The organism is Xanthomonas arboricola pv. juglandis (assembly GCF_905367715.1).
GTDB lineage: Bacteria > Pseudomonadota > Gammaproteobacteria > Xanthomonadales > Xanthomonadaceae > Xanthomonas > Xanthomonas arboricola.
Map to the genome: position 1 here is coordinate 4,376,268 of NZ_HG999362.1, position 17,291 is coordinate 4,393,558.

General features: G+C 68.1%; 15 protein-coding genes. 9 read left to right on the top strand and 6 right to left on the bottom strand.

Annotated features, from left to right (window positions below):
- Nucleotides 1–91: 91 nt before the first annotated feature.
- From KHN93_RS18920 to def, 5 genes are all read right to left on the bottom strand, one after another.
- On the bottom strand, nt 92–1,369 hold the full coding sequence (locus tag KHN93_RS18920) for an O-antigen ligase family protein (protein ID WP_039518578.1): 1,278 nt from the start codon (nt 1,367–1,369) through the stop codon (nt 92–94).
- Nucleotides 1,370–1,522: 153 nt separating this feature from the next.
- Nucleotides 1,523–3,244, bottom strand: coding sequence for an ArnT family glycosyltransferase (locus KHN93_RS18925; protein WP_039518576.1), 1,722 nt, complete (start codon nt 3,242–3,244; stop codon nt 1,523–1,525).
- A gap of 48 nt (nt 3,245–3,292) precedes the next feature.
- Complete coding sequence (rsmB, locus tag KHN93_RS18930; RefSeq protein ID WP_104560168.1) at nt 3,293–4,603, bottom strand: 16S rRNA (cytosine(967)-C(5))-methyltransferase RsmB; 1,311 nt, start codon at nt 4,601–4,603, stop codon at nt 3,293–3,295.
- Nucleotides 4,603–5,526 carry a methionyl-tRNA formyltransferase gene (gene fmt, locus KHN93_RS18935; RefSeq protein WP_104560169.1) on the bottom strand — a complete coding sequence of 308 codons (924 nt, stop codon included), beginning with the start codon at nt 5,524–5,526 and terminating at the stop codon, nt 4,603–4,605. The genes rsmB and fmt overlap by 1 nt, the downstream gene beginning before the upstream one ends.
- A gap of 304 nt (nt 5,527–5,830) precedes the next feature.
- Nucleotides 5,831–6,343 carry a peptide deformylase gene (def, locus tag KHN93_RS18940; protein ID WP_024938525.1) on the bottom strand — a complete coding sequence of 171 codons (513 nt, stop codon included), beginning with the start codon at nt 6,341–6,343 and terminating at the stop codon, nt 5,831–5,833.
- 131 nt (nt 6,344–6,474) lie between these two features.
- Between def and KHN93_RS18945 the strand changes: the two genes are divergently transcribed.
- The 9 genes from KHN93_RS18945 to KHN93_RS18985 all read left to right on the top strand — a co-directional run bounded on the left by KHN93_RS18945 (nt 6,475) and on the right by KHN93_RS18985 (nt 16,151).
- Complete coding sequence (locus tag KHN93_RS18945) at nt 6,475–7,611, top strand: LysM peptidoglycan-binding domain-containing protein (protein ID WP_104575567.1); 1,137 nt, start codon at nt 6,475–6,477, stop codon at nt 7,609–7,611.
- 71 nt (nt 7,612–7,682) lie between these two features.
- Nucleotides 7,683–8,819, top strand: a complete 1,137-nt coding sequence (gene dprA / locus KHN93_RS18950; protein ID WP_104561416.1) for a DNA-processing protein DprA — start codon at nt 7,683–7,685, stop codon at nt 8,817–8,819.
- A gap of 43 nt (nt 8,820–8,862) precedes the next feature.
- The gene (locus KHN93_RS18955; protein ID WP_003484452.1) at nt 8,863–9,336 is read left to right on the top strand and encodes a DUF494 family protein; all 474 of its coding nucleotides are present in this window, start codon (nt 8,863–8,865) and stop codon (nt 9,334–9,336) included.
- 37 nt (nt 9,337–9,373) lie between these two features.
- Nucleotides 9,374–10,108 (top strand): pilin, encoded by a 735-nt coding sequence (locus KHN93_RS18960; protein WP_211921099.1) that lies wholly within the window; start codon nt 9,374–9,376, stop codon nt 10,106–10,108.
- 27 nt (nt 10,109–10,135) lie between these two features.
- Complete coding sequence (locus tag KHN93_RS18965; protein WP_104561412.1) at nt 10,136–11,368, top strand: RDD family protein; 1,233 nt, start codon at nt 10,136–10,138, stop codon at nt 11,366–11,368.
- A 182-nt stretch (nt 11,369–11,550) separates the two neighbouring features.
- Entirely contained in the window at nt 11,551–14,049 is a 2,499-nt protein-coding gene (locus tag KHN93_RS18970; protein WP_104561410.1) for a DNA topoisomerase I, read from the top strand.
- A 9-nt stretch (nt 14,050–14,058) separates the two neighbouring features.
- Entirely contained in the window at nt 14,059–14,622 is a 564-nt protein-coding gene (gene tsaC, locus KHN93_RS18975) for an L-threonylcarbamoyladenylate synthase type 1 TsaC (RefSeq protein WP_039518563.1), read from the top strand.
- Between the two features lie 90 nt (nt 14,623–14,712).
- Nucleotides 14,713–15,492, top strand: coding sequence for a DUF4124 domain-containing protein (locus tag KHN93_RS18980; protein WP_211921101.1), 780 nt, complete (start codon nt 14,713–14,715; stop codon nt 15,490–15,492).
- A complete protein-coding gene (locus tag KHN93_RS18985; RefSeq protein ID WP_039518561.1) occupies nt 15,489–16,151 on the top strand; it encodes a hypothetical protein in 663 nt (220 codons plus the stop codon). Before KHN93_RS18980 ends, KHN93_RS18985 begins: the two co-directional genes overlap by 4 nt.
- 277 nt (nt 16,152–16,428) lie before the next feature.
- Here KHN93_RS18985 and KHN93_RS18990 read toward each other — a convergent pair whose 3' ends face one another.
- A complete protein-coding gene (locus tag KHN93_RS18990) occupies nt 16,429–17,205 on the bottom strand; it encodes an SDR family oxidoreductase (RefSeq protein WP_024938534.1) in 777 nt (258 codons plus the stop codon).
- Between the last annotated feature and the right edge of the window lie 86 nt (nt 17,206–17,291).

Consider the following 17,291-nt stretch of genomic DNA (forward strand, 5'->3'; position numbering starts at 1 on the left):
GGCATCACGAGCGGCATTCGGAAACGGCACTCAACAACGTCCATACCAATGATCGAATCGACGTGACGGCCAGAAGCCAACTCAAGCCGCGCTAGGCCTTGTCGGCCGCTCGAGCCGTGGACTCCTGCGCCTGACGCGCTGCCAGCCCGACCAGCACACCGACCATCGCCGTGTAGAAGCTGGCCGACACCTGGTGCGCAAACATCGACTGGGTCAGTCCGCACAGCGCATAGCTCACCACGATCATCACCCCGGCCGCGGCCGGTCCGCGGAACTGGCGCTGGCCGCTGCGGCGATGCAGCCGCACGAAGATCCACAACGGCACCCCGTAGACCGCAAACAGCAGCAACAGGCCCGGCACGCCCTGGGTGGCGCCCCACTCGGCCAGATCGTTGTGCGCGTGGCCCAGATGACAGCGCAGCAGCCAGGTGTCGCCGGCGCATACCGGCAGCTCGCGCATCGCATCGTCGAAGCGCCCGACGCCGATACCGGTGAGCGGATGCGCGCGCAAGGTGTCCCAGGCCACATGCAGGCGCTCGATCCGGGCACCGGCGGACGAGTCGCTGTCGCCAACCTCATAGCGCTGCAGGTCGCTCTGCAATTCGCCAAGGCGCATCTGCTGGGTCAACGCCGGCACGCTGAGCACCACACCCACCGCCAGCACCGCACTGCCGACGAAGGTCAGCAAGCGCATGCGTGCGCTCTGCCAGGGCGCGCCCCAGATCAGCACGCCCAAGGTCACCAGCAACGACAACCACACCCCGCGGCTGCCGCTGAGCACGATCACCACCACCGTGGCGATGGCCGCGCCCACCAGCCAGCGCACCTTGCCGAGCGGACGGCAGAACACCGCCACCACCAGCAGCATCAGCGCGATGTCGGCAAATACAATCGCATTGGTCCAGCCTTCCGCGCGGTCGGCACCGTTCATCACCTGCAGCATGGCGATCAACATTGCCGCGAACACACCGGCCAGCGCGCCACGCCATAGCCAGACCTGGCGCGGCTGCAGTGCATACGCCCACAGGGCCGCCCACGGCAGCACCAGGAAGCGCGAGCGGTTGTCGACATCGCGCAGCCCATGTTCGAACAGCACGATCGACAACAGCGACATCGCGATCACCGCCGCGGCCAACCACCCCAGCGCGCGCAGCGACCAAGGGCACATGGCAACGCCTGCGCGCAGGCTGCGCCACCCCACCAGCGAGCCAAGCAACAGGCACAGCCCGAAGGGCAGCAACCCGCTCGGCATGCTGACCACCAACGCGGTCAACGCGAACACGCCCAGTTCGGCAATGCCCACACCTGCCGGTGACGCGATGGGGGCCGACGAAGAAAGCGCAGCGGGCTGGGTGGGCAAGGAATTCATTCAGACATCGGCGGCAAATGGGGGTGACATCGGGCGACACGCGTCAGCGACGCCGGCCAAGCTAACGATGCCCCGCATGAATCCATGCTAGACAGCGGCCGGCGACGGCATTGACGGGCCGCCGATCGCGGCAAACACCTGCGCTGTGCCGGCTCATTCGGTGTCCAGGTTGCCCTGCTCCTGCGCTTCCACTGCCCGCTGCTCGGAGCTCGCCACGCAGCTGCCGTGCACGGCATCGGCCGGCACCAGCCACCATCGACGGCGATTGGCCACCCCCACCATCTGGCTGCGGCTGCGGTCCACGCAGCCCAGCAGCGCGGTCTCCTGCGCCATCAGCCAACGTCGATCGGGACGCTCTGCCTGCCAGGCCACCGCGCGCTGTAGCTGTTGTTCCCACGGCACCTTGAAGCCGAAGGTCTGCGCGGGGCGGTCGGCCATCAGCAGGTTCTGCTCTTTCCAGGCCACCAGCCCGAGCTGCGCGTCCGGGCCGATCCGGCGCCCTGCCTCGCGCATCACCGCGCCCGCCGAACTGGAGTCGTTGAAGATCGGATAGCAGACCAGGCCGAACGCCACCCACCACGCGCCTAGCAGCGATGCAGCGGCAAGCGCGGAGCGGCGCACCCGCAGCAGCAACAGGCTGGCCACGCCCCACAGACCGACCGCCAGCAGCAACCAGCCGAGCGGGTCGGTGGCCTCGCTGCCGACCCCGCGGCTGTCCATGATCTTCTGCTCGAAGCCCGGGTGCCCGATCAGCATCGCCGCGCCGCCGGCAGCGAAGGCCACCGTCAGCAGCAGCACGAATCCGAACAGCAGCCGCTGCACCCCGGCGCGGCGCAGCAGGCCTGCCGCCAGCGGCGCCAGCGCCAGGCAGAACATCGGCAGCGCCGGCAGGATGTACACATCGCGCTTGCCGCTGGGAATGGTGAAGAACACCAGCACCAGCAGCCACCAGGCCAGCGGCAACAGATAGCGTGCATCGCGTCGCTTGAGCCGGCACCACCAGGCCGGGATCGCCCAGGGCAGCACCAGGATGGTCGGCAGCCACATCGTGGCCATGCCCTTGAAGTGGTACCAGACCGGCTGCGCGTGATCCCAGGAATTGGCATAGCGCTTGGCGGTCTGGCGCAGCAGGATGTCGTTGAGATAGACGCGGTACTCGGGCTGGCCGGCGGTCAGCGCGGTCACCATCATCGGCGCGAACCACAGCAGGATCGCGACGAAGAAGAACAGCGGCCCCAGCCAGAAACGCCGATCGCGCACATGCACGCGCACGCCCGGCCAGCCGCGCGCCGCCGCAATGCCGGCCGGGATCAGCATCAGCAAGGCGATGATGCCGACCCCCTTGGTGATCACGCCCAGCCCGGCGGCAAACCAGCCCAGCGTCCACCAGCGCCAGGCCGGCCCCAGCAGCAGGTGGCGCAGCAATCCGTAATTGGCCAGGGTGATCCAGAACACCACCAGCGGGTCGATCTGCGCCTTCTTGGCCTGGAAGGTGAAGTGCAGCGTGAACAGCAGCATCCACGCCGCATACGCGCCCACGCGCCGGGTCCACAGCCGCCGCCCCAGGTCGTACACGCAGGCCAGCGTGCACAGCGCCGCCAGCAGCGACGGCAGCAGGAACGCCACCCGCCAGTTGCCCAGCAGCGTGTAGAACAGCGCCTGCAGCCACATCAGCATCGGCGGCTTGTCCGAGTACAGCTCGTTGCCGCGATGCGGGAACAGCCAGTCGCCGCTCATCACCATCTGCTTGGCGACCAATGCAAATCGCGGCTCGTCCGACGGCCAGGGGTCGCGCAGTCCCAGGCCGGCACCGATCACCAGAACGGCGGTGATGGCCAGCAGCCAGAAATCCTTGGAAGCACGAGTCTTGAGCATGACGGGCGGCAGTGGATGCGAAGGTGGAGCGCCGGGATCGGCGCGCGGTCAGGACGCTTTTAGCAAAAGCGCGTAAAAAAAACCGTCGCAGTGCTGCTCGCCGGGGAAACGCTGCCGTCCGGCACCGGCCGCATGACCGAATTGCGCGCCCAGCGGCTGCGCCTGCGCCTCAGCAGTGCGTTGCAGGAATGCCTGCACCTGCGCCTGGTTCTCGCGCGCAAGCAGGGAACAGGTGGTGTAGAGCAGCTGCCCGCCCGGTCGCAGCGTGCGCCAGGTGGCATCGAGCAGACGCGCCTGCAACGCGCACAAGGCGTCGATATCGTCGGCACGGCGATGCAGCAGCACGTCGGGCTGACGGCGCACCACGCCGGTGGCCGAACACGGCGCATCCAGCAGCACCGCATCGAACGGCTGGCCGTCCCACCATGCGGCGGTATCGGCGGCGTCAGCGATGTGCAAGGTCACCTGCGCGCCCGGCACGGTGCGCTGCAAGGTCTGCTGCACCCGCTCCAGCCGGCGCGCATCCACATCCAGCGCGGTGAGCTGCAGGCCCGGATGACGTTCCAGCAGATGCGCGGCCTTGCCGCCGGGCGCCGCGCAGGCATCGAGCACGCGTGCCGACGGCGCCAGCGCCAGCGCATCGGCAACCTGCTGGGCAGAGCCGTCCTGCACTGAGACATCGCCGTCGGCAAAGCCCGGCAACTGGCTCACTGGCACCGCCCCGTGCAGACGCACCGCATCCGGCAACAGCGCATCCGTGTCCGCGCCGATGCCCAGCGCGGCCAGCCGTGCGACATAGCCGGCCGGGTCGATCCGCGAGCGCTGCACGCGTAGCCACATCGGCGCCATCTGCGCGCTGGCCACGAAGATGCTTTCGGCCTGCTCGCCCCAATCGGCGCGCAGTTGCTTGCGCAGCCAGGACGGCCAGCCCGCATCGGCGGACACCGCCGGAAACCCCTCGCGCTGGGCGCGCCGCAGGATCGCGTTGACCATGCCGGCCTGCCGCGGCCGGCCCAGCGCGCGGCACGCGTCCACGGTGGCCGACAAGGCCGCATGCGCGGGCAGCTGCAGCACGTCGAGCTGGGCGAAGCCGGCCATCAGCAGCGCTTTCAGTTCCGCATCGCGCGGCGGCAACGGGCGTTCCAGCCACTGCCGCAATGCCACGTCATAGGCCGGGCGGCGGCGCAGCACCGCAAAGCAGATCGCCTCCACCAGCGCGCGGTCGCGTGGATCAGCAAGACCGGGCAAGGTCGCGGCCAGTTCGGCCTTGAGCGAGCGGCCCTGGTCGAACACCGCCGTCAGCACCCGTGCCGCGGCCAGACGCGAGCCGACGCCCGCAGTTGCAGTCTCTGCCGACATCAGCGCAGCGCCGGCAGGTCGCGGCGCGCGTTGAGGTAGTCGGCAGCGGTGATCGCCTTGCCGCCCTCGCGCTGCAGCACGCGCACCCGCAGCGCGCCCTGCCCGCAGGCGATGTCGATGCCCTGCTTGCTGGCGGCGAGCAGGGTGCCCGGCGCCTGCTGATGGGCCAGCTCCAGCGCCACCGCGCCATGCAGGCGCACGCGCTCGCCGGCCAGGACCGCCTCGGCCACCGGCCATGGATTGAACGCGCGTACCCGCCGCGCCAGCTCCTGCGCCGGCTGGGTCCAGTCCAGCCGCGCCTGCGTCTTGTCCAGCTTGTGCGCATAGGTCACGCCTTCGGCCGGCTGCGGCTGCGCCACCGGGCGGATGCCGGCACGCAGCAGGCCCAGGCCATCGGCCAGCACCTGCGCGCCTAGCACGGCCAGGCGATCGTGCAGCTGCCCGCCGGTTTCCTGCTCGCCGATGGCCAGCCGCTGCGACAACAGCACCGGCCCGGTATCCAGCCCGGCTTCCATCTGCATCAGGCAGACGCCGGTTTCGGTATCGCCGGCTTCGATCGCGCGCTGGATCGGCGCGGCGCCACGCCAGCGCGGCAACAACGAGGCATGCACGTTCCAGCAGCCATGGGTCGGCGCGGCCAGCACCGCCTTGGGCAGGATCAGGCCGTAGGCCACCACCACCATCAGATCGGCATTGAGCGCGCGCAGCGTGGCCAGGGCCTCCGGCGAGCGCAGCGTCTGCGGCTGGAAGACCGGGATCCCGCGCGCAATCGCCTCCAGCTTGACCGGCGACGGCGTCAACCCGCGGCCACGGCCGGCCGGCCGATCCGGCTGGGTGTAGACCGCCACCACTTCATGCCGCTGCGCGGCTGCGCGCAACGAGGCGACGGCAAAATCCGGCGTACCGGCGAATACGATTCTCATAGGGTGGGGATTCGGGAGTGGGGATTGGGGAGTGGCAGCGGCGGCGGGGAAGGGGGATTCGGGCATCGGGATTCGCAGCAGGGGGCTTGGGCAACAGAACTAATGGTTAGCCCATTCCACATTCCCAATCCCGAAGTTCGCCCCATCCGAGTACGCGGAGCGCGCGCAGCGACAGCCTGCGCCATCGCTTCAATCACGCGCGATAGCGCCGCGCCCGGCGATTGGGATGGGGACCAACGGATCCGGCAAGCAGCCAGAAAACCCGCTTCACCAATCCCCAATCCCAACTCCCCAATCCCTGCCCTCAGGCCACGTGCTTACGCTGCTTGGCCAGTTTCTTGCGCACCATTTCGCGCTTGAGCGGCGACAGGTAATCGACGAACAACTTGCCGTCCAGATGGTCCATCTCGTGCTGGATGCACACCGCCAGCAGGCCGTCGGTGCTCAGTTCCTGCGCCTTGCCCTGGCGGTCGAGATAGCGCACGGTGATCGCATCGGCGCGGGCGACGTCGGCATAGATGCCCGGTACCGAAAGGCAGCCTTCCTGGTAGACCTGCTCGCCCTGCCTGCTCACGATCTCCGGGTTGATGAACACCTGCGGGAGCGTCTTCTCCTCGCTGACGTCGATCACCATGAAACGCTTGTGCACGTCCACCTGACTGGCGGCCAGGCCGATGCCGGGCGCCTCGTACATGGTCTGGAACATGTCGTCGAGCAGTGTCTGGAATGCCGGGCTGGTGAGCTCGGCAGCGTCGACCGGCACGGCCTTGGTGCGCAGCCGCGGATCAGGGAATTCGAGAATAGGGAGCAAAGCCATGGGATTACCCGTCTGGGAACACCGGCGCTGCGCCGGCAAGACGCTGTCATTCTAGCGCAATGCTTGCGTGACGCCCCGGTTTCTGGACTATAGTGCGCAGACCTGTTGGGGAATCAGGCAAGAAGGCACTCATGTTGAACCGACTTCGTACGGTCGTCGCTGCGGCGATGCTGACCGTCGCGACCTACGCTGCCGCGCAAGCGGTGGGCGAGCATCCAGAGACTTACGTGGTCCGCAAGGGCGATACCCTGTGGGACATCGCTGGACGTTTCCTGCAAAAACCCTGGTTGTGGCCGGAAATCTGGCAGGCCAACCCGCAGATCCAGAATCCGCACCTGATCTATCCCGGTGACGTGATCAGCCTGGCCTACCTGGATCGCGTCGCCAAGGGCACCGTCCAGCCCGGTCCGCGCCAGGAAGCGCCGATCAATGCGATTCCGCTGGCCGATGTCGAGCCGTTCCTGAAGAACCTGCGGGTCACCGACGACTTCGACCAGCTGCCGTATGTGGTGGGCCTGGAAGGCGGCCGCACGCGCGCCACCACCGGCCAGGTGGCCTATGTGGTCGGCCTGGACGATGCACAGCCGGGCCAGCGTTTTGCGGTGGTACGCCCGACGGTGAAGTTCAGCCTGCCCAAGCACAACGAAGACCTCGATGCGGCCGGCAACATCACCGCAGGCGCCGGCAACATCTGGAAGAACTACATCGCGCCGAGCACGCGCCGCGAGTTCCTCGGCTACGAACTGGCACAGGTCAACGTCGGCACCATCACACGCAGCGCGGCGGGCGGCAACTCCAAGGCGGCCACCCTGCTGCTGCAGGACAGCGGCCGCGAGGTACGCGCCGGCGATCGCATCGTCGCCGTCGAGGCGCAGCCCTACGACCTGCAGTTCATCCCGCATCCGCCGTCGGAACAGGCCCTGCAGACCGAATTGCGGGTACTGGCCATCTCCGATGCCTTCACCGTCGGCGGCACCCGCGACGTGATCGCCATCTCAGGCGGTGCCCGCGAAGGCATCAACAACGGCACGGTGTTCTCGATCTGGCGCAAGGGCCGCACGGTCAGCGACCGCGTCAAGCATTCGCGCTTCTCGCGGACCGACGACGACTTCAGCGGCCCGGCCGGCTCCACCGTCGGCCTGCCCGACGAATACGCCTCGCACGCGATGGTGTTCCGCACCTTCGACAAGGTCAGCTATGCGCTGGTGATGGAAAGCGTCAAGCCGACCGGCCTGGGCTACTTCGTCAAGCATCCCGACGCGCAGTAAGCGAAAATTCCGATGCGGTAATACGACGGCGCCTGAGGGCGCCGTCGGCGTTTACGGTCCAGGCTGGACGCATGGCCCTCCCCACTTCCGACCTGCGCGCACTCCTGACCCTGCTCCTGGCGGGCGGCCGTAGCCCGCCGCGTCACGCGCTGCTGGACTGCTTCGCCAGCCCGGCCGAGCTACTAGCGGCCGGGCCCGAGGCCTGGCTTGCCGCCGGCTGCGACGAATTGCAGGCGGCACGGCTGCAGACCCCCGATGCGCGCGCCCTGGACGCCGCTCTGCAGTGGTGCGAGCAGTCCGGCCATCACCTGATCGGCCTGAACGATCCCGACTACCCCGCCCTGCTGCGCCACATCGTCAATCCGCCGCTGGCCCTGTTCGTGGACGGCGACCCGAACGCGCTCTGGCACCCGGGCGTGGCCGTGGTCGGCAGCCGCTCCGCCACCGCTGGCGGCCGCGACCACACCCGCGCATTCGCCTCCGGCCTGGCCGGCGCCGGGTTGGCCATCGTCAGCGGCATGGCCGCCGGCGTGGACGCGATCGCGCACGAGGCCGCGCTTGCCCGTGCTGGGGCCATCACCGTGGCGGTGGTGGGCACCGGCGCGGATGTGGCCTACCCGGCAAATCACCACTCCCTGCGCGATCGCATCGCCGCGCGTGGCGCGGTGGTCAGCGAGTACCTGCCCGGCACCGGGCCGGTCGCGGGGCACTTCCCGGCCCGCAACCGGATCATCGCCGGGCTGGCCCTGGGCACCCTGGTGGTGGAAGCGGCCATGCGCTCGGGCGCGCTGATCACCGCGCGGCTGGCGGCGGAGGCCGGGCGCGAGGTGTTCGCCCTGCCCGGCTCGCTGCACAATCCGCTCGCGCGGGGCTGCCATCACCTGATCCGGCAAGGCGCCACCCTGGCACAGGAGCCGGCCCAGGTCATCGACGGCCTGCGCCTGCTGTCGGGCGAACTGGCAAGCGCCTTGCGCCAGCGCCTGGCCGCCCCCACTGATCAGGCCAGGACACCGCCGCAGGCCGGCTCGGCGCGGCCGGATCCGGACTACCAGCGCTTGTGGCAGGCGCTGGGCCATGACCCAACCCCTATGGATTCCCTGGTCGAACGCACCGGATTGACGGCCGCCGCGCTGTCCTCCATGCTGCTCATCATGGAACTGGAGGGAGACGTGGTCACCGAGCACGGTCGCTATACCCGCAATCCCTAGTTTCTTCACCTCCACAGCGTCGCGCGACGCAGGCCGAGGGGCAATGAAAGAGAGCATTCTTGATGTACTGCTGTACCTGTTCGAACATTATTTCAGCGAAGATGCGGACCTGGTCCGCGACCGTGACTCGCTTCAGAATGGCCTGATCCAGGCCGGTTTCAGCCCCGCAGAAATCAGCAAAGCCTTCGATTGGCTGGACGCGCTCTCCGAGCAGCGGCCCAGCGTCGCGCGCCCGCATGTCGATGGACCGGTACGCATCTACCACGGTCCGGAGCTGGACAAGCTCGATGTGGACTGCCGTGGATTCCTGCTGTTCCTGGAGCAACACCGCATCCTTGACGCCGACCAGCGCGAGCTGGTGCTGGATCGCGCCATGGCGCTGGATCAGGACGAACTGGACCTGGACGACCTCAAATGGGTGGTTTTGATGGTGTTGTTCAACCAGCCGGGTGCCGAAGCGGCCTACGCCTGGATGGAAACGCAGATGTTCCTGGACGAGCCTGAACCCGTACACTGAGGCGGAAGCCGCAACGGAAGCGTGCGAGGGGACGGCAATGAGCAGTTGGTATTACGCCGAGGGCAACCGCCACCGGCGTGGCCCGGTGGCCGGCGAGGCCTTACTGGCGCTGTATCGCGATCACGCGATTGCACTGGACACCCTGGTCTGGCGCGAAGGATTTGCCCGATGGGTGCCGCTGTCTGCGTGCGCCGACGAGCTCGGGCCGCCGATTTCCACCGATTTGTGCGCCGCAGCGCTGCCGCCGCCCCTGCCGCCGGTTCCGCCAGCGGCTGTCCGTAACGCAGCCGCCATTGCGCCCGCGCCGTCAGCGCGTCATCTATCCAGCAACGGGCCGGGGTGGCCGCTGGCGTTGGTGCTGGGCGCGGTGGTGGGCATGTTCGTGCTGGTGGCGATGATCGGCATCCTGGCGGCGATCGCGCTGCCGGCTTATCAGGACTACACCACGCGTACCAAGGTCGCCCAGGCGATCGCGGCGCTGACGCCCCTGAAGCCGCAGATCGCCGAATTTCTCGCGCAGCAAGGCCGTTGCCCGGTCAACGGCGACGCCGGCTTTCTCGCGCCCGAGCAGTATGCAAACGATGTCCTGAGCAGCGTGCGGATCGGCCGTTTCGACACCACCAACTGCGGCGTCGAGGCGTTGCTGCGTGCGCCGAAAATGACCAGGATCGACGGCAAGGCGCTGTGGCTGGATTTCGACGCGGACGCCGGCAGCTGGCAGTGCAGCTCCGAGATCGACGACAACCAACTTCCGCCGGACTGCCGCGGCTAGTCAATCGCTTTACGCAAGGGGACTTCAATGACGCAGTGGTATTACGCCGACGCACAACGCGAGCGCCAGGGGCCGGTGGACACGGACACGCTTCGCGCGCGCCTGTCGGAAGGCTTGATCGATGCATCCAGCCTGGTCTGGCGCGAAGGCTTTCCGCAGTGGGTGGCACTTGGCGAGGTCGCGGCCGAGCTGGGGATCGACACCGCCGTGCCAGCGCCCGCCGCGCCGAGCGTCGGAGATGTGCCGGTGGACGTTGCGCACGGTGAGCCGCAGGCGACGGTTTACCCGACCAGCGTCGCGGTGGATCACACGCCTGCCGCAGATACGCCGTTTGCCGGCCCGTCGGCAGACGCTGCGCTCGGGCGGTCCGACTCCGGCCTTGCCGATCACCCTGCCGTAGCCGACCACCAGCAGCGTCCGCCGAGCGGGCAGGCTGCATCGGCAGATCCAGCGGCGTGGCCCACCACGCCGGCAGACCCTGCGGCAATTCCGGCCGCATCGAGCTCGCTCCTAGCCAACACCTCGCACGCGCCTGCAACACCCGCGCATGCCGCGTCGCAACCACCCGCCCGCGCGCCGCTTCCAAGCGCCTGGGATTCCGTCGCCGCGCCCGCGGCAAGCGTTGCATTGCACGATGCCCCGGTCGTCTACGCCGGCCTGTGGCGGCGCGTGGCCGCCAGCATCCTGGACAGCCTGATCACCAGCTTTGCGGTGTACCTGATCGTGATCCCGCTGGTGTTCGTCGTGGCGCTGGCAACCAGCCGGGGCGACTCCGGCTCGGCGCTGGACGACGGCAGCGCGCTCAGCATCGCCATCCTGGTGATGTCCTACGGCATCGGACTGGCGATCCCGACGCTGTATTTCGCCTGGATGCAGTCCAGCCGGCACCAGGCCAGCCTGGGCAAGCTCGCCTGCGGCATCAAGCTGGTGCGCGCCGACAGCAACGGCGGCCGGGTCGGTTTCTGGCGCAATGTGCTGCGCTACCTCGCCTACATGCTGATCAGCGTGCTCACCCTGGGCATCGGCGTGGTCGTGGCCGCGTTCATGGCCGGCATGACCGCGCGCAAGCAGGCTCCGCACGACAAGGTCTGCGACACCCTGGTGGTGGACCGCTGGGCGTTTACGGATCACCCGGAGCGCCAATCCAGCGGCCTGGACACGGTCACCATCGTGGTCCTGGCCATTTATGCGGTGCTGCTGGTGATCTCGGTGGTGGTGGTGGGCTTCATGCTGGCCGCCATTGGAATGAGCCAGAACTAGCAGTTCGCGGCCCTGGCCGCTTGACACGGCGGCGTCCGCCGTGATCTTTCTAATAAGAGAACTGAACGCCCGGGCTCGTTTCCCGGGCGTTGACCTGTGGGAAACAGTCGATCTGCTTCCCTCCACCGGCCAATTAGGCCACGCTACCCGCCCCCCGGGCTCTGCCCAAAGAATTCGCCACCATGCCCAAGCACCTGCTCATCGTCGAATCGCCTGCCAAGGCCAAGACGATCAATAAATACCTCGGCAAGGACTTCACCGTCCTGGCCTCGTATGGGCACGTGCGCGATCTCGTCCCCAAGGAAGGCGCGGTCGATCCGGACAACGGCTTCGCGATGCGCTATGACCTGATCGAGAAGAACGAGAAGCATGTCGAAGCCATTGCGCGCGCGGCCAAGGGCGCTGACGACATCTATCTGGCGACCGACCCGGACCGCGAGGGCGAGGCGATCAGCTGGCACATCGCCGAGATCCTGAAAGAGCGCGGGCTGCTCAAGGACAAGACGATGCAGCGGGTGGTGTTCACCGAGATCACCCCGCGCGCGATCAAGGAAGCCATGCTCAAGCCGCGCGCGATCGCGGCCGATCTGGTCGATGCGCAGCAGGCCCGTCGCGCGCTCGACTATCTGGTCGGCTTCAACCTGTCGCCGGTGCTGTGGCGCAAGGTGCAGCGCGGCCTGTCGGCCGGCCGCGTGCAGTCGCCGGCGCTGCGCATGATCGTCGAGCGCGAGGAAGAGATCGAAGCCTTCATCGCGCGCGAGTACTGGTCCATCGATGCGCATTGCCGGCATCCGTCGCAGCCGTTCAACGCGCGCCTGATCAAGCTGGACGGGCAGAAGTTCGAGCAGTTCACCGTCACCGACGGCGACACCGCCGAAGCGGCGCGGCTGCGCATCCAGCAGGCCGCGCAAGGCGTGCTGCATGTCACCGATGTGGCCAGCAAGGAGCGCAAGCGTCGCCCTGCCCCGCCGTTCACCACCTCCACGCTGCAGCAGGAAGCCTCGCGCAAGCTCGGCTTTACCACCCGCAAGACCATGCAGGTGGCGCAGAAGTTGTACGAAGGCGTGGCGCTGGGCGACGAAGGCTCGGTCGGTCTGATCAGCTATATGCGTACCGACTCGGTGAACCTGTCGCAGGACGCGCTGTCGGAAATCCGCGATGTGATCGCGCGCGATTTCGGCACCGCCTCGTTGCCGGACCAGCCTAACGCCTACACCACCAAATCCAAGAACGCGCAGGAAGCGCATGAGGCAGTACGTCCGACCTCGGCGCTGCGCACCCCGGCGCAGGTGGCGCGCTTCCTGTCCGACGACGAGCGTCGCCTGTACGAGTTGATCTGGCGCCGCGCCGTGGCCTGCCAGATGATCCCGGCCACGCTCAACACCGTCAGCGTCGATCTGTCGGCCGGCAGCGAGCACGTGTTCCGCGCCAGTGGCACCACCGTGGTGGTGCCCGGCTTCCTGGCGGTCTATGAGGAAGGCAAGGACACCAAGAGCAGCGAGGACGAGGACGAAGGCCGCAAGCTGCCGCTGATGAAGGCCGGCGACAACATCCCGCTGGACCGCATCGTCACCGACCAGCATTTCACCCAGCCGCCGCCGCGCTTCACCGAAGCGGCGTTGGTCAAGGCATTGGAGGAATACGGCATCGGCCGGCCGTCCACCTACGCCTCGATCATCCAGACCCTGCAGTTCCGCAAGTACGTGGAAATGGAAGGCCGCAGCTTCCGCCCCACCGACGTGGGCCGCGCCGTGTCCAAGTTCCTGTCCGGGCATTTCACCCGTTATGTGGATTACGACTTCACCGCCAAGCTCGAAGACGACCTGGATGCGGTCTCGCGTGGCGAGGAAGAGTGGATCCCGCTGATGGAGAAGTTCTGGGGCCCGTTCAAGGAACTGGTCGAGGACAAGAAGGATTCGCTGGACAAGACCGACGCCGGCAGCGTGCGCGTGCTGGGCACCGACCCGGTCAGCGGCAAAGAAGTCAGCGCGCGCATCGGCCGGTTCGGCCCGATGGTGCAGATCGGCACCGTCGAAGACGAGGAAAAGCCGACCTTCGCCTCGCTGCGGCCGGGCCAGAGCATTTACTCGATCTCCATCGAAGACGCATTGGAGCTGTTCAAGATGCCGCGCGCGCTGGGCCAGGACAAGGACCAGGACGTCAGCGTCGGTATCGGCCGGTTCGGCCCGTTTGCGCGCCGCGGCAGCGTCTATGCCTCGCTGAAGAAGGAAGACGACCCGTACACGATCGATCTGGAGCGCGCGGTGTTCCTGATCGAGGAGAAGGAAGAGATCGCGCGCAACCGCGTGATCAAGGACTTCGAAGGCAGCGACATCCAGGTGCTCAACGGCCGCTTCGGCCCGTACATCAGCGATGGCAAGCTCAATGGCAAGATCCCCAAGGATCGCGAGCCGGCGTCGCTGACGTTCGAGGAAGTGCAGCAGCTGCTGGCCGATACCGGCAAGCCGGTGCGCAAGGGCTTCGGCGCCAAGAAGGCCACGCTCAAGAAGAACGCGGTGAAGGATTCGGCCAAGGAGGCCAAGGACGCCGCTGCCAAGAAGACTGCGGTAAAGAAAACCGCCACCAAGACCGCGGCGAAGAAGGCGCCGGCCAAGAAGGCCGCTGCCAAGAAGGCCACCAAGCGCGTGGTCAAGAAGACCGTGAGCAAGGCCGCAGGCTAAGGCCACCACATGCAGCACACGCTCAGCCTGGACAGCGCCGTCGCCACCCTGAGCCGGGGCGGCGTGATCGCCTATCCCACCGAAGCGGTGTGGGGGCTGGGCTGCGACCCGCGCCAGCAGGCCGCCGTGCTGCGACTGCTGGAGATCAAACGCCGCCCGGTCGACAAGGGCGTGATCGTGGTGGCCGCCAGCGTGGATGTGCTGCACGACTGGGTGGATCTGGACGCGCTGGCGCCGGCCCGCAGGCAGGAGGTGCTGGCCAGCTGGCCGGGCCCGCATACCTGGATCCTGCCGATCACCGCCCAGGTGCCGCGCTGGGTCACAGGCGCGCATGACGGGCTGGCGGTGCGCATCAGCGCACACCCGCTGGTCGCCGCGCTCTGTGCGGCCTGGGGCGGCCCGTTGGTGTCCACCAGCGCCAACCTGGCCGGTGAACCGCCCGCGCGCAGCCGCCAGGCGCTGGACCCGGCCCTGCTGGCCAGCATCGATGGGGTGACGGATGGCGAGGTGGGCGCATTGGCGCAACCGACCCAGATCCGCGACGCCCGCAGCGGACAGATCCTGCGCGACTGAGCAACCGCCACGCGCCGCCTGTCGGCGCGCTTGGCCATGAACACCGCCTACCCCTTTGCCCACAGCCGGGCAGACGCGCACACTGCGGCCATGCGTACCGTCCTGACCCTTCTGTTGCTGGCCACCGCGCTGCCTGCGTCGGCGGCCAGTACCGCCAGCAAACCGGATCCGAATGTGCGGATCTACCGCTGCGTCAGCAGCACCGGCACCGTCGCCTTGCAGGATGCGCCTTGCAGCAGCGGCCGCCAGCAGGTGCTGGACTTGCAGCGCCCGCAGGATCCGCCGCCGCGGCCGCAGCGCGCCGTTGCCACCCCGGCCGCCGTCGCGACGCAGCCACCGCGCGAGGTGCGCATCATCACCGTGCAGCCGCCGCAGCCGATGTACGAGTGCACCACCGAAGACGGCAATCGCTATACCAGCGACAGCCCGGAAGGCAATCCGCGCTGGGTGCCGACCTGGGGCCCGGCCTATGTGGGCAACGGCATTGCCCCGCCGGTCAGTGGCGGCGGCATCCAGCGTCCGCCGATCTCGGTCCGCCCACGCCCGGCGATGTCGGTGCAGGGAAGCGCCGGTCGCGGAGGAAGCCTGCGCGGCAACGCAAGCTTCGGCGGCGACGGTTATCAGGGCGGCTATCAAGGCGGCTACAACGGCGGCGGCTACGGCGGCACGGTGATCGTGCCGTACGGCAACGTGCATATCCGCGACGAATGCCATGCCTTGCCCGAACAGGAAGTCTGCGCGCGCCTGGCCGACCGTCGCTGGGAACTGATCCGCCGCTACAACAATGCCCTGCAGAGCGAGCGCCAGGATCTCAGCCGCGAACAGCGCGGTATCGACGCGCGCCTGCAGCGCGATTGCGGCGGCGCATGAGGCGCTGGCCGTGGGCGGTATTGCTGGCGTGTGCCTCGGTGGCCGGCGCACAGGAAGTGGCGATCTACCGGTGCACCGATCCCAGTGGCGCGCTCACCGTGCAGAACATGCCCTGCCCGAAAGGCATGCAGCAGCAGAAGAAACTGATGACGGCACCGGCCGCGGTGCCGTTGACGGCCGGCGGGTTAGGCGCGGCGTCGCCTGCGCGTAGCACGCCCGCTGCGCAGCCACCCACCAGGCCCAAGACCGATGCTCCCGCCGCAGCACCGGCTGCGGCACCGGCACCGGTGGCACCGACGCCACCTGCCACGACCTCCACGCTGCCACCGCCGCCCTTGTTCGAATGCACCGCGCACGACAACGGGCGCTATTTCACCGAAGACCGCGAGCCGGCCACGCGCTGCCTGCCGATGCAGACCACCAACCTGGCGGGCGGGCCGGCAACCGGCGGCGGCAGCGCCTGCGAAGTGGTCACCGACCGCTGCGCACCGGTGCCGGACCAGAGCCTGTGCGAGGCCTGGCGCCAGCGTGCCGAGCAGGCCGAATCGACCTGGCGCTTCTCCGACGAGGCGCAAGCGGCCGAGCGCAAGCAGCGCTACGTGCAGATGCGTCGGGTGCTGGACGAAAGCCGCTGCGCGAATCCGTCCGCCACGCCGTGATGCTGCAACCGGCGTGGCAGCGCATGCCAGCCAGTGTGCCGGTGCAGTGCTTGCCAGGCTGATTCTTTCGAGCCACTGCAACCGTTAGCGATCACCGGATGACCTGCGCGGTGCAGCGAGCCGCATGCGAGCAAGCCCGCCGCACTGTCGCCTGCGTTGCGTGCAGACGCAGCGGACGAACACTGGAGGCGCAGGCGCAGCGACGGGTCGGCGCATGCCTGCGCGTCTTCCGATGCCATGCGCAGGCACTGTCCGCGCAACCACGCACGCAGGCCTGTCAGAACCCGTAGCGCAGGAAGCCGCCATCCACCGCGATGCATTCGCCGGTGATGTAACTGGCGGCCGGCAGGCAGAGGAAACCGACGGCGGCGGCCACTTCTTCCGGTTCGCCGATGCGGCGCATCGGGGTGCGCTCGATGACCTGCTCGTAGTAATCCGGATCCGACAATGGCCCGGAGGTGCGACGGGTGCGGATGTACCACGGCGCCACCGCGTTGACGCGGATGCCGTCCTCGGCCCATTCCACCGCCAGGTTGCGGGTCATCTGCTGCAACGCGGCCTTGGTCATGCCGTATGGCGCGCCGCTGCGCACATGAGTAATGCCGGAGACGCTGCCGACGTTGACGATCGCCGACGCCGCGTGGCGGGTAAGCAACGGGTGCGCATAACGCGACAGCTCGAAAGCGGCGAACACATTGGTTTCGAAGATGCCGCGCCACTGGTCTTCGGTGTAATCGATCGCCGCGCGGGTGATGTTGCCTCCGGCATTGTTGATCAGCAGGTGCAGGCCATCGGCATGGTCTTCCACCCAATCCAGAATCGCGCGCCGCTCTTCGTCGTCGGCCACATCGGCGGCCAGCCCATGCAGCTCGCGCTCGGGAAATTCCTCGGCCAACTCGTCACGCGCCTGCGCCAGCGCATCGGCATCGCGCGCCACCATCAGCAGATCCGCGCCAAAGGCCAGCAGTTCGCGCGCGATGGCAAAGCCAATGCCGGCGCTGGCGCCGGTGATGAGCGCGGTCTGTCCATCCAGCCGCCAACGGTGGGTTGTCACGTGGGTCATCCTCTTTCAAGACGCAGGAAACGGCCGCAGCAGCGCGCTTGACGCATGCCTGCGGCCCGGGCGTTAGGATACCGCCA

Excerpts from the sequence above, each read along its gene's own strand:
- KHN93_RS18920 (WP_039518578.1), bottom strand. The coding sequence starts at position 1,369 with ATGAATTCCTTGCCCACCCAGCCCGCTGCGCTTTCTTCGTCGGCCCCC.
- KHN93_RS18925 (WP_039518576.1), bottom strand. The coding sequence starts at position 3,244 with ATGCTCAAGACTCGTGCTTCCAAGGATTTCTGGCTGCTGGCCATCACC.
- rsmB (WP_104560168.1), bottom strand. The coding sequence starts at position 4,603 with ATGTCGGCAGAGACTGCAACTGCGGGCGTCGGCTCGCGTCTGGCCGCG.
- fmt (WP_104560169.1), bottom strand. The coding sequence starts at position 5,526 with ATGAGAATCGTATTCGCCGGTACGCCGGATTTTGCCGTCGCCTCGTTG.
- def (WP_024938525.1), bottom strand. The coding sequence starts at position 6,343 with ATGGCTTTGCTCCCTATTCTCGAATTCCCTGATCCGCGGCTGCGCACC.
- KHN93_RS18945 (WP_104575567.1), top strand. The coding sequence starts at position 6,475 with ATGTTGAACCGACTTCGTACGGTCGTCGCTGCGGCGATGCTGACCGTC.
- dprA (WP_104561416.1), top strand. The coding sequence starts at position 7,683 with ATGGCCCTCCCCACTTCCGACCTGCGCGCACTCCTGACCCTGCTCCTG.
- KHN93_RS18955 (WP_003484452.1), top strand. The coding sequence starts at position 8,863 with ATGAAAGAGAGCATTCTTGATGTACTGCTGTACCTGTTCGAACATTAT.
- KHN93_RS18960 (WP_211921099.1), top strand. The coding sequence starts at position 9,374 with ATGAGCAGTTGGTATTACGCCGAGGGCAACCGCCACCGGCGTGGCCCG.
- KHN93_RS18965 (WP_104561412.1), top strand. The coding sequence starts at position 10,136 with ATGACGCAGTGGTATTACGCCGACGCACAACGCGAGCGCCAGGGGCCG.
- KHN93_RS18970 (WP_104561410.1), top strand. The coding sequence starts at position 11,551 with ATGCCCAAGCACCTGCTCATCGTCGAATCGCCTGCCAAGGCCAAGACG.
- tsaC (WP_039518563.1), top strand. The coding sequence starts at position 14,059 with ATGCAGCACACGCTCAGCCTGGACAGCGCCGTCGCCACCCTGAGCCGG.
- KHN93_RS18980 (WP_211921101.1), top strand. The coding sequence starts at position 14,713 with ATGCGTACCGTCCTGACCCTTCTGTTGCTGGCCACCGCGCTGCCTGCG.
- KHN93_RS18985 (WP_039518561.1), top strand. The coding sequence starts at position 15,489 with ATGAGGCGCTGGCCGTGGGCGGTATTGCTGGCGTGTGCCTCGGTGGCC.